General features: G+C 66.3%; 17 protein-coding genes. 6 read left to right on the top strand and 11 right to left on the bottom strand.

What is annotated here, in order from left to right:
- Positions 1–14 precede the first annotated feature (14 nt).
- The gene (locus IN820_RS11910) at positions 15–1,019 is read left to right on the top strand and encodes a glutathione S-transferase family protein (RefSeq protein ID WP_193681189.1); all 1,005 of its coding nucleotides are present in this window, start codon (positions 15–17) and stop codon (positions 1,017–1,019) included.
- Between the two features lie 118 nt (positions 1,020–1,137).
- On the opposite strand, the gene nahK is transcribed toward IN820_RS11910, so the two are convergent.
- The 5 genes from nahK to IN820_RS11885 form a co-directional block, all read right to left on the bottom strand.
- A complete protein-coding gene (gene nahK / locus IN820_RS11905; RefSeq protein ID WP_193681188.1) occupies positions 1,138–3,777 on the bottom strand; it encodes a hybrid sensor histidine kinase/response regulator NahK/ErcS' in 2,640 nt (879 codons plus the stop codon).
- A complete protein-coding gene (nosP, locus tag IN820_RS11900; protein WP_193681187.1) occupies positions 3,707–4,870 on the bottom strand; it encodes a nitric oxide-sensing protein NosP in 1,164 nt (387 codons plus the stop codon). Before nosP ends, nahK begins: the two co-directional genes overlap by 71 nt.
- Before the next feature lie 401 nt (positions 4,871–5,271).
- Positions 5,272–6,459, bottom strand: a complete 1,188-nt coding sequence (locus tag IN820_RS11895; protein ID WP_193681186.1) for a porin — start codon at positions 6,457–6,459, stop codon at positions 5,272–5,274.
- Between the two features lie 237 nt (positions 6,460–6,696).
- On the bottom strand, positions 6,697–9,228 hold the full coding sequence (pqqF, locus tag IN820_RS11890; protein WP_193681185.1) for a pyrroloquinoline quinone biosynthesis protein PqqF: 2,532 nt from the start codon (positions 9,226–9,228) through the stop codon (positions 6,697–6,699).
- 39 nt (positions 9,229–9,267) lie between these two features.
- A complete protein-coding gene (locus IN820_RS11885) occupies positions 9,268–10,209 on the bottom strand; it encodes a MerR family transcriptional regulator (RefSeq protein ID WP_193681184.1) in 942 nt (313 codons plus the stop codon).
- A 156-nt stretch (positions 10,210–10,365) separates the two neighbouring features.
- Between IN820_RS11885 and IN820_RS11880 the strand changes: the two genes are divergently transcribed.
- On the top strand, positions 10,366–10,809 hold the full coding sequence (locus IN820_RS11880) for a PAS domain-containing protein (protein WP_193681183.1): 444 nt from the start codon (positions 10,366–10,368) through the stop codon (positions 10,807–10,809).
- Between the two features lie 125 nt (positions 10,810–10,934).
- Positions 10,935–13,589: an EAL domain-containing protein gene (locus IN820_RS11875; protein ID WP_193681182.1), complete on the top strand. Its 2,655-nt coding sequence runs from the start codon at positions 10,935–10,937 to the stop codon at positions 13,587–13,589.
- A 179-nt stretch (positions 13,590–13,768) separates the two neighbouring features.
- On the opposite strand, the gene hemH is transcribed toward IN820_RS11875, so the two are convergent.
- Both hemH and IN820_RS11865 read right to left on the bottom strand, forming a co-directional pair.
- Positions 13,769–14,794: a ferrochelatase gene (gene hemH, locus IN820_RS11870; protein ID WP_193681181.1), complete on the bottom strand. Its 1,026-nt coding sequence runs from the start codon at positions 14,792–14,794 to the stop codon at positions 13,769–13,771.
- A 410-nt stretch (positions 14,795–15,204) separates the two neighbouring features.
- Positions 15,205–16,113, bottom strand: a complete 909-nt coding sequence (locus IN820_RS11865) for a TIGR01777 family oxidoreductase (protein ID WP_193681180.1) — start codon at positions 16,111–16,113, stop codon at positions 15,205–15,207.
- Positions 16,114–16,351: 238 nt separating this feature from the next.
- On the opposite strand from IN820_RS11865, the gene IN820_RS11860 reads away from it, so the two are divergent.
- Positions 16,352–17,311, top strand: a complete 960-nt coding sequence (locus tag IN820_RS11860) for a YbgA family protein (RefSeq protein WP_193681179.1) — start codon at positions 16,352–16,354, stop codon at positions 17,309–17,311.
- Between the two features lie 97 nt (positions 17,312–17,408).
- Positions 17,409–18,839, top strand: coding sequence for a deoxyribodipyrimidine photo-lyase (gene phrB / locus IN820_RS11855; protein WP_193681178.1), 1,431 nt, complete (start codon positions 17,409–17,411; stop codon positions 18,837–18,839).
- Between the two features lie 14 nt (positions 18,840–18,853).
- Here the strand turns inward: phrB and IN820_RS11850 are convergent, their stop codons facing one another.
- Positions 18,854–20,188 carry an oxygen-independent coproporphyrinogen III oxidase gene (locus IN820_RS11850; protein ID WP_193681177.1) on the bottom strand — a complete coding sequence of 445 codons (1,335 nt, stop codon included), beginning with the start codon at positions 20,186–20,188 and terminating at the stop codon, positions 18,854–18,856.
- Between the two features lie 433 nt (positions 20,189–20,621).
- Between IN820_RS11850 and IN820_RS11845 the strand changes: the two genes are divergently transcribed.
- Entirely contained in the window at positions 20,622–21,398 is a 777-nt protein-coding gene (locus tag IN820_RS11845; protein ID WP_193681176.1) for an SIR2 family NAD-dependent protein deacylase, read from the top strand.
- A 45-nt stretch (positions 21,399–21,443) separates the two neighbouring features.
- Here the strand turns inward: IN820_RS11845 and IN820_RS11840 are convergent, their stop codons facing one another.
- From IN820_RS11840 to IN820_RS22645, 3 genes are all read right to left on the bottom strand, one after another.
- Positions 21,444–23,393: a DEAD/DEAH box helicase gene (locus IN820_RS11840; RefSeq protein WP_193681175.1), complete on the bottom strand. Its 1,950-nt coding sequence runs from the start codon at positions 23,391–23,393 to the stop codon at positions 21,444–21,446.
- 168 nt (positions 23,394–23,561) lie between these two features.
- Positions 23,562–25,523 carry a PhoX family protein gene (locus IN820_RS11835; protein ID WP_193681174.1) on the bottom strand — a complete coding sequence of 654 codons (1,962 nt, stop codon included), beginning with the start codon at positions 25,521–25,523 and terminating at the stop codon, positions 23,562–23,564.
- A 20-nt stretch (positions 25,524–25,543) separates the two neighbouring features.
- On the bottom strand, positions 25,544–25,820 hold a 277-nt coding region (locus IN820_RS22645; protein WP_235989146.1), incomplete at its 5' end, for an energy transducer TonB.

Below are 25,820 nucleotides of genomic sequence, written 5' to 3'. Positions count from 1 at the left end.
TACGGGAGGACAGCATGGGACTACTCATCGACGGCCAGTGGCATGACCGCTGGTATGAAAGCAGAGACGGAACATTCGAACGTGAACAGGCCAAGCGCCGTCACTGGGTGACAGCCGATGGCGCGCCCGGCCCCGACGGCCAGGGTGGCTTCAAGGCCGAAGCCGGGCGTTATCACCTGTACGTATCGCTGGCCTGCCCCTGGGCGCACCGCACCCTGATCTTGCGCAAGCTGAAGGGGCTGGAAGCGCTGCTCGACGTCTCGGTGGTCAGCTGGCTGATGGCCGAACACGGCTGGACCTTCGACAAGGCCACCGGCTCCAGCGGCGACGCGCTGGACGGCCTCGACTACCTGTACCAGCGCTACACCCGCGATGATCCGAACTATTCCGGCCGGGTCACCGTGCCGGTGCTCTGGGACCGCGAGCGCCAGTGCATCGTCAGCAACGAATCGGCCGAGATCATCCGCATGTTCAACGGCGCATTCGACACGCTCACCGGCTCGCGGCTGGATTTCTATCCCGAGGCCCTGCATGGCGAGATCGATGCGCTCAATGCGCGGATCTATCCGGCGATCAACAATGGCGTCTACCGCGCGGGTTTCGCCACCACGCAGGAAGCCTACGAAGAAGCCTTCGACGAGCTGTTCCGCGAACTCGACTGGCTCGAACAGCGCCTGGGCAAACAGCGCTATCTGGCCGGCGAACACCTGACCGAAGCCGACTGGCGCCTGTTCACCAGCCTGGTTCGCTTCGATGCCGTCTATTTCGGCCACTTCAAGTGCAACCTGCGGCGCATCGCCGATTATCCGAACCTGTCCAACTGGCTGCGCGAGTTGTACCAGTGGCCGGGCGTGGCCGAGACGGTGGATTTCATCCATATCAAAAGCCACTACTACGCCAGCCACCGACAGATCAACGCCAACGGCATCGTCCCGAAAGGCCCGGCCCTGGAACTCGACCGCTCCCATGACCGCGAACACCTGCCGGGACGAGGAATCTGGATGCGATCGGAGGCTTAGAAGTCCAAAGCTTGAGGCTTGAGGCTTGAGGCTTGAGGCTTGAGGCTTGAGGCTTGAGGCTTGAGGCTTGAGGCTTGAGGCTTGAAGCTTGAAGCTCCGACAGCCCCCACCGCTTCAGTCACCCAGCCGTGCCATGGTCGAGCATATGGCACATGGCGGTCTTCAGCTTCATCGGCCGCACCGGCTTGTGCATCAGCGTGTGCCCCAGCTCGCGTACCTGCTGCTTGAGTTCGTTGCTGTAGTTGGCGGTGATCATCAGTGCCGGTAGCGGACTGGCGCGACGCGCATTGACCGAGGCGACCACGTCGATGCCGGTATGGCCATTGTCCAGGTGGTAGTCGGCGATCAGCAGGTCGGCCTCGGCGTGGAAGTTGTCCACCTGCCGCGCCAGGTCTTCCTCGGACAGCGCCGTCACCACCATGCAGCCCCAGCCTTCCAGCAGCGTGCGCATGCCGGCGCAGATCGCCGTGTCGTTATCCAGTACCCACACCCGGGCGCCCTGCAGCCGCTGCAGCAGCAGTTCGGTGGTATTCGGCTCGGCGCGGGCCTTGGGCGCGCGCCGGGCCAGCGGCACCTCGATGGCGAAGCGCGAACCGCGCCCCGGTCGCGAGCCGACCAGGATGCGGTGGCCGAGCATGCGCGCGATCTTCTCGACGATGGCCAGCCCCAGCCCCAGGCCGCGATCCTGGTTCGGCCGCACGCCCTCGCCGCGTTTGAATTCCTGGAAGATTTCCTCGAGCTTGTCCTCGGCGATGCCCACGCCGGTATCCCAGACCTCGATCGACAGGTTTTGCCGGCGCCGACGGCAACCCAGCAGCACGCGCCCTTGCGGCGTATAGCGGATGGCATTGGTCAGCAGGTTGCGCAGGATGCGCGCGAGCAGCTGGATATCGCTGCGCACCAGCGCCGAACAGGGCACGAAGTCCAGCTGCAGGCGCTCGGTGGCGGCGATCTGACGAAACTCCGTGGAAAGATTGTCGAGCAGCTCGCTGACGGCGAACGGGGCGATATCCGGCTTGATCACGCCGGCGTCCAGCTTGGAAATGTCGACCAGCGTGCCAAGCAGGTTTTCCACGTCCTCCAGCGAGTTGCTGATGTTGCGGATCAGCCCGCCGCTGGGTGCCGCCGGCTGTTCCAGCAGCGCGCTGGTGAACAGCCGCGCGGCGTTCAGCGGCTGCAGCAGGTCGTGGCTGACCGCGGCGAGGAACTTGGTCTTCGACAGGTTGGCCAGTTCGGCCTCGCGCTTGGCCTCGCGCAGCCGTGCCTCGACGTGGCTGCGCTCGTCGATCTCGCACAGCAGCTGGTCGTTGAGGCTGGTCAGTTCGGCGGTGCGCTCGCGCACCCGCTGCTCCAGGTTCTGATAGGCCTGGTGCAGCGCCTCGGCGGTGCGCCGGCGGTCGGTGATGTCCTGGATCAGCACGAAGATGCCCGCCACCTCGCCACTGGCCTGCCGGTTCGGCACGTAGGAGCGCAGCATGTAGCGCTGCTGGCCGGCATGGTTGCGCTCGGCCATCTCGAAGCTGACGCTCTCGCCGGACAGCGCGCGGTCGATGTAGGGCTCCAGCTGCCGCCAGTGCTCGCCGCTGTGCACTTCGCGCAGGCTCTGGCCGAGCATGCCGTCGCTCGGCCAGCGGTACCATTGCTCGTAGACCTTGTTGGTGAATTCGTAGGTCAGCTCGGACGAGACATAGGCGATCAGCGCGGGCACGTGGTCGGTGATCAGGCGAATCCAGCGCTCGCTCTCGCGCAGCGCCTCGGCGTGGCGGTAGCGCTCGGTGATGTCGGTGAAGGTGTTGACGAAACCGCCGGTGGGCAGCGCATGGGTGCGGATTTCCAGCATGCGCCCATCGAACAGGCGCTGCTCCAGTTCGCGCACCGGGTGGCCCTTGGCGTCGCGGGTGTTGGGCGTCAGCAGTTTCAGTTCGCTGTCGGCCATGACCTCCGCGAACGGCCGGTGCGCCTCGATCGGCGCCAGCCCGCAGAGTTCGAGGAAGCGCCGGTTCCACAGTTCCAGCGCGCCCTCGCCGCTGACCATCGCCACGCCCTGGGACAGATTGTCCACGGCCCGCTGCAGCAGCCGCGACTTCTGCGCCAGCGCCTGTTCGCGGCGCATGGTTTCGCTGACCTTCACCTCGGTGATGTCGGTGTAGAGGATCACCAGCCCGCCTTCGCGCGTCGGCCGCTCGCTGACCTGAACCCAGCGCCCGCTGTTCAGCCGGTAGACCATCGGCTCGTCGCCCCGGCCGCGGTGTTCCTCGACGATCAACCCGGTGCTCTCGGCCAGCCGACGCACATCCGCCAGTCGCGTGCCGGCATTGATGCGCGCCCGGGTTCGGCTCCACAACGATTTGAAACGTCGATTGAACAGGACGATGCGCTGCTCACGGTCGAACAGCACGAAGGCATCGGAAATGCTCTCGATGGCGTCGACCAGGTGCTGGTGGGCAGTTTCCGCGCGCAGCCGCGCGTCGCTGAGCAACTGGTTGCTGCCCTTGAGCTCGGCCATCGCCTGGCTCAGCGCGTCGGTACGTTCGCGCACCTGCTCGGCCAGTTCCACCGAGTGCTGGAACGCCGCGTAGGAGGCGTCGCGCCCTGCGCCGCTGGACTCGACCCGCTCGATCAGCGCGGCGTTGATGCGCTTGAGCTTGAGGTTCTCGCGCTCGAGCTCGGCCTGACGCGCCAGCAGTTCAGCGACCGCCCCGCCCTCCCGGTCGGCCAATGGCGACACCGGTGAAGGTCTGGTTGATGTGCATGCCATTGAACTGCTCTCCGTAGGTGTTGAAGCCGATCACCTGCTGGCGCCTGAGAACATCCGAAGCCTGTTCGCTGACACCGTTGGCCTCGATCTCCAGACGGCGCAGGAAGCAATCGCAGCCGATGGTCAGCAACGGCGGCCCGAGACGTTGCTCCAGGCGCTGGAACAGCGCTTCGAGGTTGGGCATCAGCGGGCCCGGCTGCATGGCGGTGAGCACGATGCCGTTCTCCACCGCGCAGTAGAAGGTCAGGCTGAGATCGGCGTTGACCTTCTGGATCGAGCGCACGTAGTAGTGCTCGTTGATGCGCACCGCCAGCGGGTGCGCCGCGAACAGGCGATGGTCGAGTTCGGCGACGCGCACGCCGATCAGCCGGGCGTATTCCTCGGCCGCCGGCTCGGCGTTCAGCTCGTAGACCCTGCGGCTGTTGCTGTCGGCCTGGGTCACCACCAGCTTCTCGCCACGCGGCAGGATGTGGTGGGTGGTGAACACCTCGAAATCCAGCCAGGTGTTGACCAGCACCACGATGGCCGCGCCGCTGTGGAAGCGGCCGTCGTGGTACACGTAGGTATCGCTGAAGTGGTTGTCGTCGCCGGCCGAACCGCCAAAATGCGGGATGCTGCCGAATGCCGCGCTGAGCGCGGACAGCACCACTTCCTCGCGACTGGACAGGCCGTCGAGCAGGGTCAGCGCGAAGCTGTGGTCCTTGATCGGCGCCAGCGAATTGCTGCGGCAATCGCGGCCCAGGCGCTCGACCAGTTGCTGGGCCTCGACCAGGCCGAAGCGCTCCATCTCGTCGATCAGTTCGCAGGCGATCGAGAAGCTGCGGTGGTCGAAGCCGATGGCCGTGACGCAACTGCGGCCATAGCCCTGCGCGGTGATCTCGCCGGCGGACGTGCAGCCGACCAGGCGCACCCCGCCGAAATACTGCTGCAGCGCGTCGCCCAGCGCCGGCAGGTCGTATTCGGCCGAACAGAAGAACAGCACGAATCCCAGGTGCGGGTGCATCAGCTGGCGCGCCAGATCCTGCGCCACCGTTTCGGCCAGCCGGGCCTCGGACATCGCCGTGCGGACCACTTCACCTTGTTGTTCGGTCACGCACCGCCCCCCCCCCCGCACCACCTGAATCGGATGACCCTATTCTTGGGCAGGGCATAGGGCGCGAAAATGCTACTTGAGTACCGGAAAAGCCCTGCCTAGGTAGCAACGCGACGCATGATCGCAGGCGCCACCGGCGCGGGCGCGAATGCGGTTCAACCCTTTTGCACGCCCGCTTGCGGACAACCGCGGCGGTTGCTCGCCAGCAACCAGGCTCCTGCCAGAGCGCCACGCAGCGACTTTTGCCTGCGCCCCGGAGGGTGGATGAGCCGCACGGCGTTATCCACCCCACGCCACCCCACGCCATCCTGCGCTCAGCCATGGCGGCTTGCCGGTGAACGGCGAAAAGGCTGGCCCCTTGCGGGGAACCAGCCATTTCGGGATGCAGCGGAGTCCGCGGCTCAGAAACTCAGTGCCGCGCCCACCGCGAAGGTGCGGGTGTCTTCGTCGAGGGTCGAATCGTCACGGCCGGCGATCTCGAACTGGTTCAGTTCGGCCACCAGGGTGAGGTTGTCGTTGATGCTGTGGAACAGCGCCACGCCGCGGGTCTCGTAGTCGGCCGCGCTGCCCAGGCCATTGCCGTCGTCCTTGGTCTTGCCGTAGGACAGCGCCAGGCGGTTCTTGCCGAAGCGGTAGGAACCCTGCAGCAGGTAGCCGTCGCTGTCGACCTCGCGCAACAGCGCCTCGCCGGCGTTGTTGGTGAAGAACGGGTTGATGCCCTCGGCCTGGAAGCCGGACGCGGTCAACGAGAGGTTGCCCATCTTCGCCTGTACGCCATAGCCGAGGCCCTTGGACGTGACCTCGTCGATGCTGCTGTCGGTATTGTCCGAGCTCTGCTGCATGCCGTTGACCCAGGTGTAGAACTGGGTGCCGCCGAGCTCGAACCGGTAGGTCACTTCGGCCTCGAAGCGCGGCGCCTCCTGGTAGGCCTTGTCCAGCGTCGAGCGGGTGTCCTCGGTGGTGTCCACCGGGTCCATGATGCCCGCGGCGATGCGCAGACCGCTCATCTCGGGCGAACGGTAGGTGATCTGCGCGGTCGGGAACGGGTACGGGTAGCCGCTGCCGATGTTGCCGAAGGACACGCCACCGCCGTCCACCAGGCCCAGGCTATCGCTCACCTGGCCATAGCCGCTGAGCATCTCGTCGAGCAGGATGTTGGAGCGGGCGAACAGACCGAAGTCCTTGCCGAACAGCACCTCGCCCCATTGCTCGTTGCCGGCGGTGGCGTAGAACTGGCGGACGTCGATGCCGGTTTCGGTGCCGTTGGTGTCGCTGTCGTTGATCGTCACCCAGAACGAGGAACGGCCGCCCAGCTCGAGGTCGCCGACCTGCCTGGTGAAATTGAAGCCGATCCAGTTGGGCAGAAAGCCCATCTTCACCCGCGACTGCTTGCGATCGAACTGCTCGCCGTCGCGGTCCACGTCGCTGTGCACGTAGAAGGTGTTGAAGTATCCGTCGGTGGAAAACGTGGTGCCGTCCTCGTCGTAGAGCACGATTTCGGCCAGCGCCGATTGGCTCAGGCTCATGGCGACGGCACTGGCCATGGCCAGCGGCAGCAGGGTTGAAACGGCTTTCTTGTTGTTGTGCATGGCGCTCTCCGCGGTATTGACGACAAGCAGTCGTGACGGGAGCGATTATCGAAAGAGGGCCACGGCGCACATACGCTGCGATAGCGGCGAAAGGCTGGCACTTTGGCCGTGGCGACCGTCTTGCATTGGAAGCATTCATCCGCGGGCCGGAGGGGCGGCGCTTAGGTCGTACGTCCAAAGCATCGCGCAGCGTCCCGATCGCCTGGTGAACAACCGGAACGGATCGGCGGTTTCGACCTAGCGCCGTAGCCAGCGGGTATCCGGGGCGGCGGCATTGGCGAGCACGTACCAGCCGCCCTCGGCCTCGCGCAGGGCCTGCAGTTGACGACGGATGTCCTCGGGCTGCAGCGCCGCCATGGCCAGCTCGACCCGGGCCGGATAGTCACTGTCGCAACCTGCCAGCCGGGCCTGCCAGACCTGTTCGGCGCGACCGCGCAGGTCGCCGCGCCGAGCGACGTCGGCGCTCGCAGGAGGAGCATCCGGCCGGGCATCCAGCTCGCGGGCGAACTCAGCGAGAAAGGTTTCGATATGTCCGAGGATCTCACCGGCCGACGCCCTGGGCGACTGCACGGCAAAGATCATTCCGGCCCGCTCACCGAACTGGCGAAAGCCGCAGAACACCGCATAACCGAGCTGCAGCTCGCTGCGCAGACGGCGAAAGAATGCCCCTTCCATCAGCCGCGACAGTTGCCGCCAGGCCGCCTCCACGGAAGCTGCGCGCAGAGGCAACGGGCAGAACAGCAGCAAGGCGGTTTCCCTCGCCGGCTCGCCGAAACCGCACCATACATAGGAGTGGGCGCCAGCGGCATCGGCCTCGGCCGGGGTTGCCTGCGTTTCCGGCATCCCGGGCGTCACGCGCAGTGCATCCTGCAGCGGCCCGCTCAGAGGCGCCGACAGGCCCACGGCCAGGGCATCCCAGCGGGCGTGCCGCCAGGCGTGGGTCAAGGCCGCTTGATCCAAAGGCTGCAAGCCCGCAGCATGCGGAAGGGGATCGAGCAGCAGCGGCAACCGCCGCATCAGTTGGCGCAGGAGCAATTCATCGGCGGATGGCTCCTGCGCCTCGACCGCCAGCCGCTGCCCTTCGTCGAACGCCGAGGCGGGTGGCATGGCCAGCACCTCGAGCAGATCCCGCAATACCACCGGCAGCGCCTCGCCATGGCCGAACAACGCCAGGCACCAGCTGCGCCCATGGTTCTCGAAACGCAGCTCGACGCCAGCCTGCGCAGCGGCCAGGGTGTGGCGCCGCAATGCCGCCTGCAGCACGTGCCAGAGCCCCGCCATCGGCTGACCGTCGTCGAAGCGCCAGCGCACATACAGCGCGCCCTGCCCGCTTGCAGTGTCCGCTTGCAGCCAGCACAGCATCGGCACCAACGGCTCTACGCGCGGCTGCAGCCGACTGTCCAGCCAGCGGTTGCGCTCGGGCAGGCGCCAGTGCCATTGGCGAGGAACCGCGTCCGGCAAGCGATCCGCTGTCAATTGCAGGGGGAACCCGGCGTCTGCGGCGATGATCCGTGGACTCGCGTCGGCGGCTGCCCGGCCGATGCTGAGCACGATCGGCCCCCTGTCGCTCAGTTGCATGCCCAGTGCCCGTAACGCTTGCTGCACCTGATGCGCGTCGGTCGACGGTTGCCAGGCAGCGGGCTCCACCCAGTAGCGCAAGCACGCCAGCGGCTCCTTGCCGAGCAGGCCGCGCCGGCGAATCCGCACGTACTCGTGCCAGAGCTCGGCCCAGGGCGCCTGCCGGGTCAGGAATCCCAGCCAGTCGCGCACCGCCGCGACGATCTGCGCACGCGCCGACAGGCCCTGCCCGGTCAGTTGCAGCTCGACGATGATCACACCCTGCCCGGCATGCCAATAAGGCACGCGCAGCGCCACGGCCTCGCACCATCCTTCGTCGCGCAGCGCAGCGAACAGACTGCCGGAGGCCTGCGAACCGAGCCAGGTGGCCAGCATATCCAGCGCGACGGCCGTGCCATCCGGCAGGCCGTCCAGGACGAACGCCAGGTCGAGGTACGCTCGGGAACCCTCGACCTGCAAGTAAAGAGGTGTAGCATCGGCCGCCTGCAGCGGGATGAGCGGCCTGTAAACCTCCGGCGCGGCCGGCAGCCGGCATTCATCGCTGCGCAGCAGCCCCTGCAGTCGTTCGAGGCTGCATGGCGCAGCGACCAGCAATTCCAGCTGCCCCGCATGGTAGAACCGCTGATGGTAGCCCAGCAGCGCCTGCTGGAACTCGGCGCTCTCGACAGGCAGGGTGTCACGGTGGCCGGCGTGGAAGCCGGCGAAGGGGTGTCGCGCAGCCAGGGCCGTACCGATCGCGGCGTCACAGAGGGTTTCCCGGTCCTTGGCGCGGGCCAGGAACTCCGCCTGCAGCACCTCGCGCTCGCGCAATTGCGCGGCGGGGTCGAGCAGCGGCCGGGCGAGCATGTCGAGCAGACGCTTGAGCGCCTCGGCAAACGCCTCGGCCGGCACCTGGAAGAAATAGTCGGTATGCCGCTCGCGGGTCGAGGCGTTCAACTGGCCGGCACACCCCTGCACGAAGGGCATCAGGCCTTGTGCCGGCGGGTAGGCAGCGCTGCCCAGGAACAGCAGGTGCTCGAGAAAATGCGCCAGGCCTGGATAGGCAGCCGGAGCATCGTGCGCCCCGGCATGCACCCGCACCAGCGCTGCGGCCTGGGCCCCTGGCGGCTGCGCGAGGAACCCCAGCCTCAAGCCATCGGGCAGTACCAGGCGCTGCGGAGGCGAACAGAACTCGAAGCTGGCTGAAGACATGGCGAACACTCGTTATTGCGCAGCCGCTGGTTGCGCCGTTCAGGTATCGGCCTGGCCGGCGAGGAACTGCAGCAGGCGGCGCTGCATCAGGTTGCCGGAACTACCCAGGCAGGCGATCGACGTCCCCGCGAGGCTTTCACCCACTTCGGCCGCCTCGCCCGCCAATGCCAGCGGACAATCCAGGGTGAGCGACAGCTTGTTGAGCTGACACAACTGCACCTCGCCGGGCGGGACGTTGGAAAACAGTACCAGGCCCTTCGGCCGGACCCTGTCGCAGACCAGGGCAAGCTCCCCCAGCGGCTGGCCGATCGGCAGCACGCCGATCGTCACGCTGTCGGCGCTCAGCAGCAATCCTGCGACCAGTAGCTCCAGCTCGCGGCACTGCCCGGGCATCGCCGCCAGCAGCACGGGCTCGCCCGCTGCCATGCGGGCCAGTTGCAGGCGCTGCAGTACCCGGGCGCGCAGGAACGCATCGAGAAACAACCATTCGCTGGTCCGGCCGAATTCGTCCTGGCGCAGCAACAGCTCCTGCCATACGGGCAGCAGTATCTCCTGGAACACGACGGCCAACGGATAGGTGGAAAATATCTGGCCGTAGAGCTGTTCCAGGCGCGCCTCATCGAAGCGACTCACGGCACGGCGCAGCTGGGTCTGCCACTGCCCCCGCTCGCTACTGTCCGCGACGGGCGGCTCCGCCGCCCTGCCAGCGGCGCTGCGAGCCAGGATGTTGCCGACCTTGCTCACCGCCACTCCACGTTCGGTCCAAGCGAGGATGCTGCGTATCGCTTCGACGTCGGCCATCGAATACAGGCGGTGGCCGCTATCGGTACGCGTAGGCCGAACCAACCCGTAGCGGCGTTCCCACGCGCGCAAGGTCACCGGATTGACGCCGGTCAGACGGGACACTTCACGAATGGGGAACAGCTCCTGCTGCTCGAGGGCATTCGAAGCCGGGGGCGACGCGCCGGGAGCGTGGGTCATTGGGCGGCTCGCTGGTGAACGGTGGCGACAGTGTAACCCAGCGTTTCCAGCAGCCTCTACAAACCCTGTACAACCCCGAGAGGCAGTGGGATGCCAGCCCTTTCGCCTTTATCGAGTTGTTCTAGAATGCGTCACATGCCCCCAGGAGGTACCCGCATGATCAACGCCAGGCTGCTGCAATTGGTAATCGAAGCCTCCAACGATGGAATCGTGGTTGCCGAGCAGGAAGGCGACGACAACATCCTCATCTACGCCAACCCGGCCTTCGAGCGGCTGACCGGCTATGCCGCCGACGACATCCTCTACCAGGATTGCCGCTTCCTGCAGGGCAGCGATCGCGACCAGCCCGGGCTGCAGGCCATTCGCGAGGCGATTCGCAACAGGCGGCCCTGCCGCCAGGTGATTCGCAACTACCGCAAGGACGGCAGCGCCTTCTGGAACGAGCTGTCGATTTCCCCGGTATTCAACGAAGGGGATCGGCTGACCTACTTCATTGGCATTCAGAAGGACGTCACGGCAGAAATCGACGCGCTACGACGAGTCGACGAACTGGAAACGGAGGTACGCGATCTCAAGGCGCGGCTCGCCCAGCGCGGGTGATGCCGCCGTTCGCCCCCGCCAGCCTGTCCGACCAAGGGCCGATATACCCCTCTGCGGCCATATGGAATAATGGCGAACCGCCATACAGTCCTGCAGTCGGCGCCGCGGCGCCTTGGAAGATACCCTTGACTACCTACGCCCTTGCAGAAAACGCGGTCATCCTGCTCGCGCTGTGCTGGTTGCTGGCTTTCAATACCCGCGACTGGAACCAGCACCCGAAGCTCTCCGCAAAGTGCCTCGCCGGGCTGTGGTTCGGCAGCGCCTGCATCTTCGGCATGATGATTCCCACCGCCATCCATACCGGTCTGGTATTCGACGCCCGTACCGTGGTGCTGAGCATGGCCGGACTGTTTGGCGGCCCATTGGTCGCCGGCATAGCCGGCGCGATGGCCGCCGGCTATCGCCTTTGGCTGGGCGGCATCGGGACGATACCGGGCCTCGTCAATATCCTGCTGGCGGTCGTGCTCGGCCTCGCCTATCGGCGCGCCTACCGCCACGGCCTGTTGGGCCTCGGTTTCTGGCCACTGCTCGGATTCGGCCTGGTGCTGCATCTCGGCGTCCTGGCGGTACTCATGCTATTGCCGCAGCCCCTGGCATGGGAAACGGTGCGGCAAGCTGCCGTACCGGTGCTGCTGGCGTTGCCGCTGGCCACCGCCGCGCTCGGCCTGCTGCTCAACGACCTGCTCGAACGCAGCCAGACCGAACAGGCCCTGAGGTTCAGCGAAGCACGCCTGCGCGCCATCACCCATGCGATCCCCGACCTGTTGCTGGTCATCGACGAGGACGGCCGCTACGAGGACGTCATCTGCTCCAAACAAAGCCGGCATCATGACGACGCCACCCGGCTACTGGGCCGACACCTGCATGATGTGATGCCCGCGCCCGAGGCACACCGCTTGCTCGCCTTCATTCAGCAGACTCTGCGCAGCGACACGCCTCAACTGATCGAATATACCAAGCAGACCCTGAGCGGCCCGAAGGTATTCGAAGGTCGCGCCTTGCCGCTGGAAACCCCCGCAGGCAGCAAGCGCGCCGTGGTCTGGCTCAGCCGCGACATCACCGAGCGCATCAACTCCGAACTGGAGCGGCGGATCGCGGCGATCGCCTTCGAATCGCAACAGGGCATGCTGATCGCCGATGCCGAGAACCGCATCATCCGCGTCAACCGCGCCTTCACGCTGATCAGCGGCTTCGATGCCGAGGAAGCCGTGGGCCAAACGACCCGGCTGCTGGCTTCGGGCAAGCATGGCCCGGAGTTCTACCGTGCGATGTGGGCCAGCATCGTCAATACCGGTGCCTGGGAAGGCGAGGTCTGGAACCGGCGCAAGAGCGGCGAAATCTACCCCGAGTGGCTGACGATCAGCACGGTGCGCAACGCCCAGGGCGATATCAGCCATTACGTCGCCGCCTTTACCGATATCACCGATCGCAAAGCTGCCGAAGAACATATCCATCAGTTGGCGTTCTATGACCCGCTGACCGACTTGCCCAACCGTCGCCTGCTGCTCGACCGCCTGCAGCAGGCCATGGCCGCCAGCTGCCGCAGCGGCCAGCTCGGTGCGCTAATGTTCATCGACCTGGACAATTTCAAGAACGTCAACGATCTGCACGGCCACCAGACCGGCGATCAGTTGCTGTGTCTGGCTGCCGAGCGCCTTAGCCAGGAGGTCCGCGCCAGCGATACCGTGGCGCGTCTGGGTGGTGACGAATTCGTGGTGATGCTCGAGCGGTTGGGTGCCGATCCCGAACACGCCGCCACGCAGGCCGAACACGTCGGCGTGAAACTGCTGGCCTCGCTGGACAAACCCTACCGCCTGGGCGAGCTGAGCCTGCACAGCAGCGCCAGTATCGGCGTGGTGCTGTTCGGCGAAGACGACAGCCACAGCGAAGAACTGATGAAGCGTGCCGACATGTCGATGTACGAGGCCAAGCTGTCGGGCAAGAACGCCCTGCGCTTCTTCGACCCGCACATGCAACAGGCGGTACAGGAGCGCCTGCGACTGGAAGAGCAGATCCGCGAAGGCCTCAAGGCCGGTGAGTTCGTGCTGCATTTCCAGCCGCAGCTCGAGCAGACCAGGGGCGTAGTCGGGGCCGAGGCGCTGGTACGTTGGCGACACCCGCAACGGGGTCTGCTGACGCCGGGTGCATTCATCGGCCAGGCGGAACGCGCGGGTCTGATACAGGAACTGGATATCGTGGTGCTCAAGCAAGCCTGTGAACAGCTTGCGCGCTGGGCCGGATCACCCCGCTTCGCCGACCTCACCCTGGCGGTCAACCTCAGTGCGCATCTGCTCTATCAGGAGCATTTCGTCGATCGCGTGCTCGAACTGCTGGAGCACAGCGGCGCCAATCCCGCCCGGCTCAAGCTCGAACTCACCGAAACCCTGCTGTTGGACAACATGCCCGAGGCCATCGCCCGGATGAACCAGCTCAAGGAGCATGGCATTCGCTTCTCCATCGACGATTTCGGCACAGGCTATTCATCGATGAGCTACTTGCAGCAACTGCCGCTGGATCAGTTGAAAATCGACCAGGCCTTCGTCCGTGGCCTGCCGGACGATACCAGCAGCCTGACCATCGTGCGCGCCACCTGCGCGCTGGCGGCCGGGCTCGGGCTGGAAGTCATTGCCGAAGGGGTCGAGCTGGAATCACAGCGCGCGCTGCTACTGGCCAATGGCTGTCACCGGTTCCAGGGCTACCTGTTCGGCAAACCCCTGCCGGTGGACGAGTTCGAACATCTGGCCAGCGAGTATGCAACGAGGGAAGCGGTGCCCGGCTGAACCCGTGACGTGCCGAAAAAGGCAGGCAGCCGCGCTGTAGGAGCCCGCTTGCGGGCGATCCGCCGCAACGCCGATGATCGCCGGCAAGGACTCGGCGTCCCCCCGGGCTCCTACGGGCGCGGTGCGCACCTGCGGCTTCTGGAGGAGTGAGCAGAGGCGAGCGCAGGAGCCTCCTACCGTCAAAGCGCCTGCGGCGTTCGCCTGCACAACTGCGCCAAGGCCTTCACCCAGTCCTCATGGGTGTTCAGGCACGGCACCAGCACCAGCTCCTCGCCGCCGGCCTCGATGAATTGCTCGCGGCCGCGATCGCCGATTTCCTCGAGGGTCTCGATGCAGTCGGCAACGAATGCCGGGCACATCACCAGCAGCTTCTTCACGCCCTGCCTGGCCAGTTCGTCCAAACGCGTTTCGGTGTAGGGCTCGATCCACTTGGCCCGCCCCAGGCGCGACTGGAAGGAAACCGACCACTGATCGTCGCGCAAGCCGGCATGCGCCGCAAAGCTGGCGGCGCTGCGCAGGCACTGCGCGCGGTAGCAGCTGGCGAGCACCTCGCCCTCGGCTCGCTGGCAGCAATCGGCGCCTTTCAGGCAGTGCGCACCGGTCGGATCGCTCTTGTGCAGATGGCGCTCGGGCAGGCCGTGGAAACTCAGCAGCAGATGATCGAACCCCTGCTGCAGGTGCGGCCTGGCGCTGGCCACCAGCGCATCGAGGTATTCCGGCTGATCGTAGAACGGCTGCAGAATCGACAACTGCAGGCCCAGGCCGCGCTCGCGGATGACCCGCCGTGCTTCCTGGATGACGGTGGTGGTGGTGCTGTCGGCGAACTGCGGATAGAGCGGTGCCAGGGTCACCTGGCTGATGCCCTGCCCGGCCAGCTTGACCAGCGCCCCCTCGATGGACGGCTCGCCATAGCGCATCGCCAGTTCCACCGGCCCCTGCGTCCAGTGCGGACGCAGCGCATCCTGCAGACGGCGACTGAGCACGATCAGCGGCGAGCCTTCCGGCCACCAGATCGAGGCATAGGCATGTGCCGACTGTTCCGGGCGCTTGACCAGGATCAGCGAAACCAGCAGACGCCGCAGCGGCCACGGCAGATCGACCACATAAGGGTCCATGAGGAACTGGTCGAGATAGCGGCGCACATCGGCTACTTCGGTGGAGGCCGGCGACCCCAGATTGACCAACAACAACGCCTGCTCTGTCATGCACGTTTCCTGACTACTGTTTGATATGCGCCCGGCGCCTGGCGGCAGGCGCGGCTATTTTCACACAAGGGACGAAATTTAGGGTCTGTTGACGTTTCGTTCGCGGCCGCGCCGGAGCCGGTTTTTGCGCGAGGCAAGGCACGAGGAGCGAAGTTTGTTCAGCACTTCCCTGTGCTTCACCCCTTCGGGGCTTGCGCGCAAAAACGCTCCAGGCGTTTTTGTGGTCATTCCAAATAAGCGACGAGAAACGCCGCATCGCGCAAAAACCGGCCCGGCCCGAAGGGTTGCGCGGCAAATGGCGCCATGCGGCGTTGCGGGACTTGGCAAGGGAGCGACCATTGCCGGCGTCCCGCGCCTTGTCTGGCGCCATTTGGCGCGCAACGCGGTTCGCGCTGAAACGCCAACAGACCCTACTGACGGGGCTGCGTCAACAGATCGGCCAGCGCCGCATCCAGATCGCCGAAACGAAAGCGAAAGCCCTCCTCCTGCAAGCGCGCCGGCAGCGCATGCTGGCCACCGAGCAGCAATCCGGCGAGTTCGCCGAGCGTCACTTTCATGACCGCGGCCGGCACCGGCAGCAACAGCGGGCGGTGCAGGCAATGCGCGAGGCTGCGGGCGAAACCGGCATTGCGTACCGGCGCGGGCGCGCAGGCATTGTACGGGCCACTGGCGGCAGGCTGATGCAGAAGAAAATCGATCAGGGCGATTTGATCGTCGATATGGATCCACGGCATCCATTGCCGGCCATTGCCCAGGCGCCCGCCCAGGCCGAGACGAAACAGCGGCAGCAACCGCTGAAGGAAGCCGCCGTCGGACGCCAGCACCAGCCCGGTACGCACCAGCACCACGCGCATGCCCAGCACCGTTGCCTCGACGGCCCGCTCCTCCCAGGCATTGCACAGCTGGCTGGCGAAATCGTTGGTGACCGCCTGGTCCGCCTCGGTCAGGCGATGCTCGCCACCATCGCCATACCATCCCACCGCCGAACCGGAAATCAGCAATGCCGGCTTCTGCTCACGCTTGCCCAGCCAGGCGAGCAACTGCTCGGTGAGCTTCACCCGGCTATCCCACAGCAGCGTCTTGCGCGCCTTGGTCCACGGACGATCGGCGATCGGCGCACCGGCCAGGTTGACGACCGCATCCAGCGGCACCGTGGCGATCTGCTGCAGCTCGCCGATGCCCTGCACCTGTGGCCCGCATAAGCGCGCAACCCGCTGCGGAGTCCGGCTCCAGACCCACAGCCGGTGCCCTTCGGCGTCCCAGCGGCGGCACAGGGCGCGGCCGATCAGTCCGGTACCGCCAGTCAGCAAAATGTTCATGGTGAATGCCTCCCCGCCCGCCCGCTCATCATTGGTTATCTTTAAACAGCATACACTTATACATTGAATTTTTAATGTATAGCTTTTAACGCCACTCGTTCGATACGATAACGCCCAGATCCAGCTTTACCACGGTCAACCACAGTAGAGCCAGCGCAAACAATACTTGTACAGTACTATTTATTCGTACAAGATCAGCAACCATGATGAACAGCTTGCTGTACAAGGCGAGGCCCTCATGAACGCCAAAATCGTCGCACCCAGGATCGGTATCAGCGCTTGCCTGCTCGGACACCCGGTACGCTTCAACGGGGGGCACAAGAAATCCAGCCTTTGCAGCGATACCCTGGCATCGCACGTCGAATTCGTGCCGGTTTGCCCGGAAGTCGCCATTGGCCTGGGCACGCCACGCGAACCCATTCGCCTGGTGGGCGACCCCGAGTCGCCGCGGGCGCTGGGCACGCTACAGCCCGAGCGGGACGTCACCGCGGCGCTCGCCGCCTATGGCCGGCAGGTCGCCGGGCAGTTGCATGACATCAGCGGCTTCATCCTGATGCAGAAATCGCCCTCGTGCGGCATGGAACGCGTGAAGGTCTACCGCAGCGATGGCCATACCCTGCCGGACGGAGGCAGTGGCGTGTTCGCCCGGGCCCTCATCGAAGCGCGTCCGGAACTGCCGGTCGAAGAAGACGGTCGGCTGAACGATGCGGTGCTGCGCGAGAACTTCCTCACCCGCGTCTATGCCTATGCCGAATGGCAGCGCTTGCGGCACGACGGCTTGAGCCGCAAGGCGATCGTCGATTTCCACTCGCGCTACAAGTATCAGCTGATGGCCAATCACCCCTTGCAGTACCAGGTGCTCGGCCGGCTGGTGGCCCGCCTCGCCGAGCATTCGCTGGAGAGCTTCGCCCCGCAGTACTTCGGCCAGCTGATGCAAGCGCTGAAGCAGCCCGCCACCCGCGGCACGCACTGCAACGTGCTGCTGCACCTGAGCGGCTACCTGAAGCACGCCCTGGGCCCGGAGGACCGCCGCGAGATACGCCGGCTCATCGACCAGTACCGTGCCGGGATCGTTCCGCTAGTGGTGCCGCTGACCCTGCTCAGGCACCACCTGCGCCACCACCCCGACCGCTATCTCGCACGCCAGGCCTACCTGCAGCCGCACCCTGAAACACTCAGCCTGCGCAACGGAATCTGAACATGAACGCACCCTGGAACCGCTTGCTGCCGAGCCATGAAAAGCGGCACCCGAGCGGCGTAGATTGCGCGCCCCCGTGCGTCGGGGGGCGCTGGCCATGACCCAGCTGCTGTGGCTGCGCAGCGACCTGCGTGCCAGCGACAACACCGCGCTGACCGCCGCCATGGCCGCGGGCCCGACCGTGGCGATATACCTGATCACGCCAGGCCAGTGGCTGGCGCATGACGATGCCGCCTGCAAGGTGGATTTCTGGCTGCGCAACCTCGCCGAGCTGTCGACAACGCTGCGCGCGCTGAACGTCCCGCTGTTGGTGCGGCACGCAGAGGATTGGCGGGCGGTTCCCGACGTGCTGCTGCGCCTGTGTCGCGAGCATCGCGTGCGCTGCGTACAGTTCAATGACGAATACGGTATCGACGAGCAGCGGCGCGACCAGGCCGTCGCCCAGCGCTTGCAGGAGGCAGGCATCGGCTGCCGGCGTCACCTCGATCAATTGCTGTTCGCCCCCGGCAGCCTGCTCACCCTGGCGGGCGGTTACTTCCAGGTCTTCGGTCAGTTCCGCAAGGCCTGCCATGCGCGCCTCGGCATCGCCCTGCCGGAGTGTGCGTCGTCGCCAGCAGCGCAGGCCGCGCTCCCCATCGCCAGTGATGCGGTTCCGCTCCAGGTTCCCGGTTTCGCACCTCCCGGCGAACGCCTGCGCGGCCTCTGGCCGGCCGGCGAAACCTTCGCCCGTCAACGCCTGGCGCGCTTCGTCGAGGATGGCCTGAGCGACTACCAGCAACGCCGCGACCTGCCCGCGGAGCCCGGCACCAGCCAGCTGTCCCCGTACCTCGCATGCGGCGTGCTTTCGGTGCGCCAGTGTCTGCATGCCGCACTGGCCAGCAATCGCGGCGAGTTCGCGAGCGGCAATCCCGGTGCCGTCAGCTGGATCGACGAGCTGCTCTGGCGCGAGTTCTACAAGCACATTCTGGTGGGCTACCCACGGGTATCGATGCACCGCGCCTTTCGCACCGAGACCGAGGCCCTGCCCTGGCGCCGCGCACCGGACGAGCTGGCCGCCTGGCAGAACGGCCGCACCGGCTTTCCCATCATCGACGCGGCGATGCGCCAGTTGCAGGAGACCGGCTGGATGCACAACCGCCTGCGCATGCTCGCCGCCATGTTCCTCAGCAAGAACCTGCTGATCGACTGGCGCGAAGGCGAGCGCTGGTTCATGCGCCACCTGATAGACGGCGACCTGGCGGCGAACAACGGCGGTTGGCAATGGTGCGCCTCCAGCGGCACCGATGCGGTGCCCTATTTCCGCTTGTTCAACCCGCTCAGTCAGTCGCGGCGCTTCGATCCGCAAGGACTTTTCCTACGTCACTGGCTGCCGGAACTGCACAGCCTGAGCCCGCGCGACATCCATGATCCGGCCGTGCTCGGCGGCCTGTTCGCCCTGGCCGACTACCCGCAGCCGATCGTCGACCTGGGCATGAGCCGGGCGCGGGTGCTGGAAGCCTTCCGCAACCTGCAGAAGGTCCCCGCGTGAACGCTTGCCATTGGTCAGCGCAGCCAGCCGCGGCCGCCCGAGTCCCCTATTGCGGCGGCCGTTGGCCGATTGAAGGCGGCACAGACCGCCGCGACCAGCAAACGTCCACGTGGCGGGATTTCCAGCCGGTCCTCGTCCAGCAGGATCAGGCCCTCGGCGTGCAACTGCCGCAGCCGCGGCCAATGTTGCGCATGGCGCTGGCGCACATCCACGCCGGTTTGCGCGGCGAGTGCGGCGAAGTCCAGCTGGAAGTCGCACAACAGTCTGCCGAAGATCGCGCGGCGCAGCCTGTCGACGCCCGCCGGACGCACACCGCGGCTGCACGGCAGTTGCCCCTGGTCGATCGAGCGCAGGTAGGCCCGGACGTCGCTGGCGTTCTGGGAAAACAGATCGCCCAGCCGGCTGAGCGCAGCGACGCCCAGGCCGAGGTGATCGCAGCCCCCGCGCTCGGCGTAGCCACTGACGTCGTGATCGAGCGTGCCGGTCTCCTGCGCCATCGCCAGATCGTCGTGCGGCAACACGAACTTGCCCAGACCGATGTAGCGATAGCCCGCGGCGGCGAGCTGCTCGACGCCATGGCGATACATGGCCAGGCTATCCGCGGGCGCTGCCAGTCCAAGCCGCGCGCCGTTGGCCGGCGCGCCCTGCAGCGCATCGCGGTAATCGAACAGCGTCACCCGGTCGGGCGCCAACTCGATGATCGTCGCCAGCTTCCGCGCAAACGTGAGTGGTGTCTGCCAGGAGCGGCCATAGCCCAGGTCGACGTTCACCGAACGGTAGTGCAGCGCATGCGCCGCCTCGATGACCGCACGGATACGCGCCGAGCTGCGAAAGTATTCCACCGTCCCGCCGTCGTCCGCACGCAGATCGGGAACGCTGACACTGAGGTGATTGAAGCCCAGCTCGTGCAGCGCGCCGACCAGTGACCAATCGGCGTAGGCCAGCTCGACCTCGGCGGTGAAACTGGCGACACCGGGCTCGGCGAAGCGGAAACGAGATTCGAGCAGAGCGACCAGGCGGCGCAGCTCGTCGATGCTCAGGGCGCCGGCGCTCAGTTGCAGCCGCTCGACCGGCTGCAACGTCCCGACGTGACAGCCGAGCTGTTCGATTTCTCGCTCCAGCCGTCGCAGATAAGCCGTCAGCTCGTCGTGCGGCAGCGCGGCACCGGGCAGACGGATGGCAAGGGAAAGCGGGCGTTGGGCTTTGCGGCTGTCGCGCAATGCACGTAGCAGATCCAGTGGCGCGATCCGGTCGTTGAAATCGCCAGTCGTCGGATAGCCGCACTGCAGTTGCCCGACCTGTCCGTAGCGTTTTACCAGGCTGTCGTCCCAGATCACTGAGCCAAGCATAAGGAGCCCCTCCGGCATCGACTATCGCTTTACGTTGGCATCATCCGGCTGCGGCAGCGGGTGGCTTTGACGCCCGTCAAGTACGGAGCGAATGGGGCGCGGGAACGGCCGAATGGTCTTGATAGGCGCAGCCGGCGTGCATTCGATAGCATCATCCAGCAACTACTAGCGGCCTGTTTGGTTAGTTTGTTAACTCACTGGGCATTATGTTGTGGAGCCAGCTTGCTGGCGATCATCGGCGATGGTGGTCGGGATCGCCAGCAAGGACCAGGTGCCCCCAAGCCCTTGCGCTCGAAAGGCTCTTGCGCTTTTCCCGAGTCGAGGCAACGTATGAATAAACGAACTCCCAAGACAGACCCTAAGGGCTGCATGGTTTGGAAAGTGCTCGGCATGGTGCTATTGATAACCGCCTTTCCTCTCACAGGAGCCGGCCGTGATCCCATCCTCGCTGCTTACCGCCCTGCGCTCGGCGCGTCGCCTGGTGGTTTTCACCGGTGCCGGCGTCTCCGCCGAAAGCGGCATCCCGACCTTCCGTGATGCACTGACCGGCCTCTGGCAACGCTTCGACCCCGCCGCGCTGGCCACGCCCGAAGCCTTTCGCCGGGACCCGGCGCTGGTCTGGGGCTGGTATGAATGGCGCCGGATGAAAGTGCTGCAGGCGCAGCCGAACCCGGCGCACCATGCCATCGCCGAACTGGCCCGGCACGTTGCCGAATTCACCCTGATCACGCAGAACGTCGATGACCTGCACGAGCGCGCCGGCAGCGACGCGGTGATCCATCTTCACGGCAGCCTGCAGCAGCCGCGTTGCTTCGCCTGCGCACGCTCGTCGACCACACCGCTCGCAGTCCCGAACGAGCCCGAAGACGGGCGCCGCGTGGAACCGCCGCGCTGCACGCATTGCGGTGGGCGCCTGCGACCCGGCGTGGTGTGGTTCGGCGAGAGCCTGCCGGCCACGGCGCTGAACGCCGCGTTCGACGCCGCGCGCCAATGCGACCTGCTGATTTCGGTCGGCACCTCGGGTGTGGTCTATCCGGCGGCGGAAGTGCCCCACCTCGCCTGGACGTCAGGTGCAGTCGTGGTGCATATCAACCCGCAGGCGGCTGCACGACAGGCGGAACGGGAGTTCGTCCTGCGCGGCCCGGCCGGCGAAGAACTGCCGGAACTGCTGCGCCAGGCATTCGGTCGGGCGCTGGGCGCACGCGGGTAGGGTGGCGCTGAGCGCAGCGAAGCCCAACAGGCACGGGGAGCGGCGTCAATCGCGCGCCGCCAGCACCCGTGCCGCGCCCTGGGGCTTGCGGGTGAACCACAGCACGCGGCTGACGCCGCGGGTGATCGCCACATAGGCCAGGCGCAGGCTCTCGTCGGCCATCGCCTGGTCGTAGCTGTTGCGGAAGAACCCCGAATAGGCATACAGCGCATTGCGCAACGGATGCGGCTCCGGCGGCAGGATGTCATCGACGATGATCGCCACTTCCGCCTGCAGGCCCTTGGCGCGGTGGATGGTATAGGCCTTGACCGGCACCTTGTGGTCCAGCTGCGCCTGGATCTGCCGCAGCGGCTCGTTACGCCGGCTCAGCACCAGCACCGCGGTGCGCTCGCTGCTCTGGCGCGCGGCGACATGCGTGCACTGTGCCTGGATCTCCCTGATGAGCTCCGGCAGGCGGGTTTGCATATCGAAGCGCGTCACCAACTTCACGCCGTGATCGCCCGGCTGCATCGATTTGCTGGCCTTGCTGGTCTTGGCCTGCTTGAACGCGACGCCGGCCAGTACCGCCTCGCCGTCACGAATCACCGGTTCGATGGAGCGGTAGTTGGTTTCCAGCATCAGCACTGCGCTTTTCTTCGCCGCCCCCTTGCGCGGGAAGTAGCGGTCGAAGTCCATGAACAGCTCCGGCGAACTGCCGCGCCAGCCGTAGATCGACTGCCAGTCGTCGCCGATGGCCATCAGGCTCGGCGCATCGCCCTGTCGCGCCAGCTGGCGGTGCAGCGCCTGCAGCCACTGGACGATCTGCGGGGAGATGTCCTGGAACTCGTCGATCAGCAGATGGCTGAATGGCGCCAGGCTCGTCGTCGCGATCGCCTCTGCGCCACTGGCAAGGCGTTCGGTGAGTTGCTGGAAGGCCGCGTTGAAGGTCAGCAGGCCACGCTCGTGCAGGCACGCCTCGAAGTGCCGCTGGAACGGCACCAGCGCCTCGACGAACAGCCGCTCAGGCGGCGAACAGGACAGCGCCGCGGTGTCGATCCGATCGACACGGATGCCGATGCTCTCGATGAATCCGGCCTGGGCATGAAAGGCCTCGTACAACGGCAGCGAGGCGAATTCACCGGCCAGCCTGAACGCGTCCAGCGGCGCTTTGGGCGCTGCACGTTTGCCTTTGGCCGAAACAGGCGCGGGCAGTCCGAGCAGGCGGTGTACGCGGTCGCGAAAATCGGCATCCTCGGCATAGCAGCGCTGATAGGCCTGCTTGAGCAGGCGCTGCTGGGCGGGACGCAGGCGCGTAGCGGTCAGCGCATTGTCCGGCTCGCTGGCCGAGGCATGCTTGTCATCCAGCTGTTCGAACCACACCGGCCTGTCCAGCACATCGCGGGCCAGCACCGCCATGGCGGAATGGAAGGTGCGCACGCACTGGCGCGCCTGCGCCGCGTCGAACCGATAGTTCCAGAAGGCCAGTACCGCGATCAGCTGTTCGCGCAATTGCGCGCAGGAGGCATTGGTGAAGGAGATCACCGTCAGGCGCCCGGGCTCGATGCCCAGGTGGCAGAGCATGAACACCACGCGCAGCAGCAAGGTGGTCGACTTGCCCGATCCCGCGCCGGCGAAGATCCGCGTCACCGGGCTGCGACCGAGAATCATCGCCCATTGCTCTTGCGAGGGGGCGTTGACGATTCCGGCCGTCACCGCCTGCGCGACTCGCTCGCGCATGGCCTGGACCTGCGCTTCGTCGATCGGCAGTTGCGCCGTCGCGTAGATACCCTCGGCGGCGGGCTTGCGTCGCTTGGCGGCAGGTTTGCGCGCCGGCTTCTTCGCGTTCGTCTTGCCCTTCGCCTTGGCCGCTCTGCCGCTCCCTTGCTGCGTCCCCACGTCGGGCCAGCGACGGAACACCCGCTCGTCCTCGTCGCGCAGATAGGCCGTGGTGCGGGGAAAACAACGCGCCAGCGCCCCCGTGACGAGGGATGTGTAGCGCTTGACGGCAGAGAACATGCAACGACCCAGGGCATTAGGTATGTCGTTGATATGGTAAATGTTTTTCCTGCGGCGCGGCGATGATTCAAGCCCCAAGAGCATAGGGCGGGTGAAACCCGCGCGGACGATGCCCGGGCCAACGCCGAAGCGGCGGGTTGCAACCCGCCCTACGCCTGCGACAGCCGCTCAGGTGCCGATCACCCCGCCATCATCCTTGGTGACCAACAGCGTGGACGAGCGTGGGCGGGTCTTGCCGTCGCTGGCGGGGAAGCTCAGTTCCGGGTGCTGCACGTTGATCCACATGGCGCGGTAGTCCGGGCTCCAGGTGATGCCGGTGATCTCGCACCCGCGCGGCCCGACCAGGAAGCGGCGCACCTGGCGGGTGACGGGATCGGCGCAGAGCAACTGGTTGGTGCCCATCGCCTGCATCGCCGGTTCGTCGTCACCGTAGTCGGTCTCGATCCACAGCCGCCCTTCGCCATCGAAGGCGAGGCCATCCGGCGACGAAAAACAGTCGCCCTCGACCGTGCCGATAAAGTTCGCCGCCAGCGGCTGGTCCGCGGCATCACGCGCGCCCCGCGGCTCGCCGGCGAGCAGGAATATTTCCCACTGGAAACGCGTGGCCGTGGGATCGCCGCCCTCTTCCCGCCAGCGCACGATCTGCCCGTGCAGGTTGTGCGGGCGCGGATTGGCCTTGTCCAGCGGCTGCTTGCTGCCGCGCTCGTCGTTGTTGGTCAGGGTGACGTAGACCTCGCGGCTGTGCGGATGTACCGCAACCCATTCCGGGCGGTCCATCGGCGTCGCGCCGACCCGGTCCGCCGCGGAGCGGGCATTGAGCAGCACTTCGGCCTGGCCGGGGAAACCGTTCTCGGCGGTCAGGCCGTTGCGTCCATGCACCAGCGCCAGCCACTCGCCACTGCCATCGGCGTCGAAACGCGCGACGTAGAGCGTACCGCTGTCGAGCAGGCGGCGATTGGTCTGGTCCGCGCCAGACACGTAGCGACCGGCGGGCACGAACTTGTAGACGTACTCGCCCTTGGTGTCGTCGCCGGAATAGAAGGCCATGCGGCCGTCCTCGCCCAGCGACAGCACCGAGCATTCACGGCAGTAGCGGCCCAGCGCGGTACGCTTGACCGGCGTGCTCGCCGGATCGAAGGGGTCGATCTCCACCACCCAGCCGAAGCGGTGCGGCTCGTGCACATGGCCGCCATGCGGCTGTTGCGGGTCCGGCGTGGCGTCGAAGCGCGGGTCGGCGGTCTCCCAGCCGTAGTTCTTGCTCAGGCCGCTGCCGGCGATGCCGTAGCGATTGTGCGAGACGCGCGCGGCCAGGTCGTCGGGGTCGTGGTTGACGAAGTAGTTGTGCCAGTTCTCCTCGCAGGCGAGGTAGGTGCCCCAGGGCGTGAAACCGCTGGAGCAGTTGTTCAGCGTGCCGAGCACCTCGAGGCCGCTGGGGTCGGCGGCGGTCTTCATCAGCGCGTGGCCGGCCAGCGGCCCGGCCAGCGTCATCGGCGTCAGGGTCGAGATGCGCCGGTTGTAGCGCGACGGCAGTACGCGCTGCCACTGGCCCTGTGCATCCTTGCGGAGCTCGATGACGCTCACGCCGTGGGCCGCCTGCTCCTTGCGCACCTCGGCCAGCGGGCGCTTGCCGTCGACCAGGCTCATGCCGTGCGGATGCAGCGGCGGGTTGACGTATTCATGGTTGATGACCAGCAGGCCGTGGTCTTCGGGCGCGTCCGGAAACGGGAAGAAATGCATGCCATCGTGGTTGTCGCCGGCCTGCATGAGCTGCGCCTGCCAGTCGTCGCTGGCATCCGGCTTCCAGGCCGGCGCATCGGCCAGCACCGGGTCGCCCCATGAGAAGAACACCCGCGCGCGGTAGCCGGGCGCGACCTGCACGCTGTCGAACGCCGGGTCGAGCTGCGGCGGAATCGCCTCGAAACCCAGCAACGATCCGCGTTGCGCCACGGCATTGCAGGCCGACAGGCCGCCGCCGAGGAACGCCAGCCCGGCGAGGCCCAGGCTGCCCTTGAGCAGGCCGCGGCGACGCGGGTCGACCAGTTCCTGCAGCGGGGCGTTGCCGCTGGGGTTGATCGCCTGGTCGTCATGCGCCGCGAGGTTGGCGTGAAAATCGTTGAAATCCTGTTTCATGTAGAGCGGGTCCTGTCTCGTCACTCGATGCGGTAGTGGAAGGTGTTGCGCACGTCGGGCACCGCCACGGCGCGCCCGTCGACGATGCGCGGCTGGTAGCGGAAGGTCTTCGCGGCGACCAGCGAGGGCCGGATGAACAACGGATGGCAGTCGCCCACCACCTTCGGCGATTCGACGCGGCCCTGCGGATCGACCCTGTAGCTCACCGTGCACTCACCCTGCAGGCCCATGTCCAGCGCCCGCTGCGGGTAGCTCGGCGGCTGCTTGGCGATCGGCAGGTATTGCCGGCTCGCCGCC

Source organism: Pseudomonas lopnurensis (assembly GCF_015070855.1).
Classification (GTDB): domain Bacteria; phylum Pseudomonadota; class Gammaproteobacteria; order Pseudomonadales; family Pseudomonadaceae; genus Stutzerimonas; species Stutzerimonas lopnurensis.
The sequence above is the reverse complement of the archived record's forward strand: the minus strand, read 5'-3'. Positions and strand labels throughout refer to the sequence as shown.

Bases quoted from the DNA above. Each gene is read 5' to 3' on its own strand.
- IN820_RS11910 (WP_193681189.1), top strand. From the start codon at position 15: ATGGGACTACTCATCGACGGCCAGTGGCATGACCGCTGGTATGAAAGC.
- nahK (WP_193681188.1), bottom strand. From the start codon at position 3,777: ATGGCATGCACATCAACCAGACCTTCACCGGTGTCGCCATTGGCCGAC.
- IN820_RS11895 (WP_193681186.1), bottom strand. From the start codon at position 6,459: ATGCACAACAACAAGAAAGCCGTTTCAACCCTGCTGCCGCTGGCCATG.
- pqqF (WP_193681185.1), bottom strand. From the start codon at position 9,228: ATGTCTTCAGCCAGCTTCGAGTTCTGTTCGCCTCCGCAGCGCCTGGTA.
- IN820_RS11885 (WP_193681184.1), bottom strand. From the start codon at position 10,209: ATGACCCACGCTCCCGGCGCGTCGCCCCCGGCTTCGAATGCCCTCGAG.
- IN820_RS11880 (WP_193681183.1), top strand. From the start codon at position 10,366: ATGATCAACGCCAGGCTGCTGCAATTGGTAATCGAAGCCTCCAACGAT.
- hemH (WP_193681181.1), bottom strand. From the start codon at position 14,794: ATGACAGAGCAGGCGTTGTTGTTGGTCAATCTGGGGTCGCCGGCCTCC.
- IN820_RS11865 (WP_193681180.1), bottom strand. From the start codon at position 16,113: ATGAACATTTTGCTGACTGGCGGTACCGGACTGATCGGCCGCGCCCTG.
- IN820_RS11860 (WP_193681179.1), top strand. From the start codon at position 16,352: ATGAACGCCAAAATCGTCGCACCCAGGATCGGTATCAGCGCTTGCCTG.
- phrB (WP_193681178.1), top strand. From the start codon at position 17,409: ATGACCCAGCTGCTGTGGCTGCGCAGCGACCTGCGTGCCAGCGACAAC.
- IN820_RS11850 (WP_193681177.1), bottom strand. From the start codon at position 20,188: ATGCTTGGCTCAGTGATCTGGGACGACAGCCTGGTAAAACGCTACGGA.
- IN820_RS11840 (WP_193681175.1), bottom strand. From the start codon at position 23,393: ATGTTCTCTGCCGTCAAGCGCTACACATCCCTCGTCACGGGGGCGCTG.
- IN820_RS11835 (WP_193681174.1), bottom strand. From the start codon at position 25,523: ATGAAACAGGATTTCAACGATTTTCACGCCAACCTCGCGGCGCATGAC.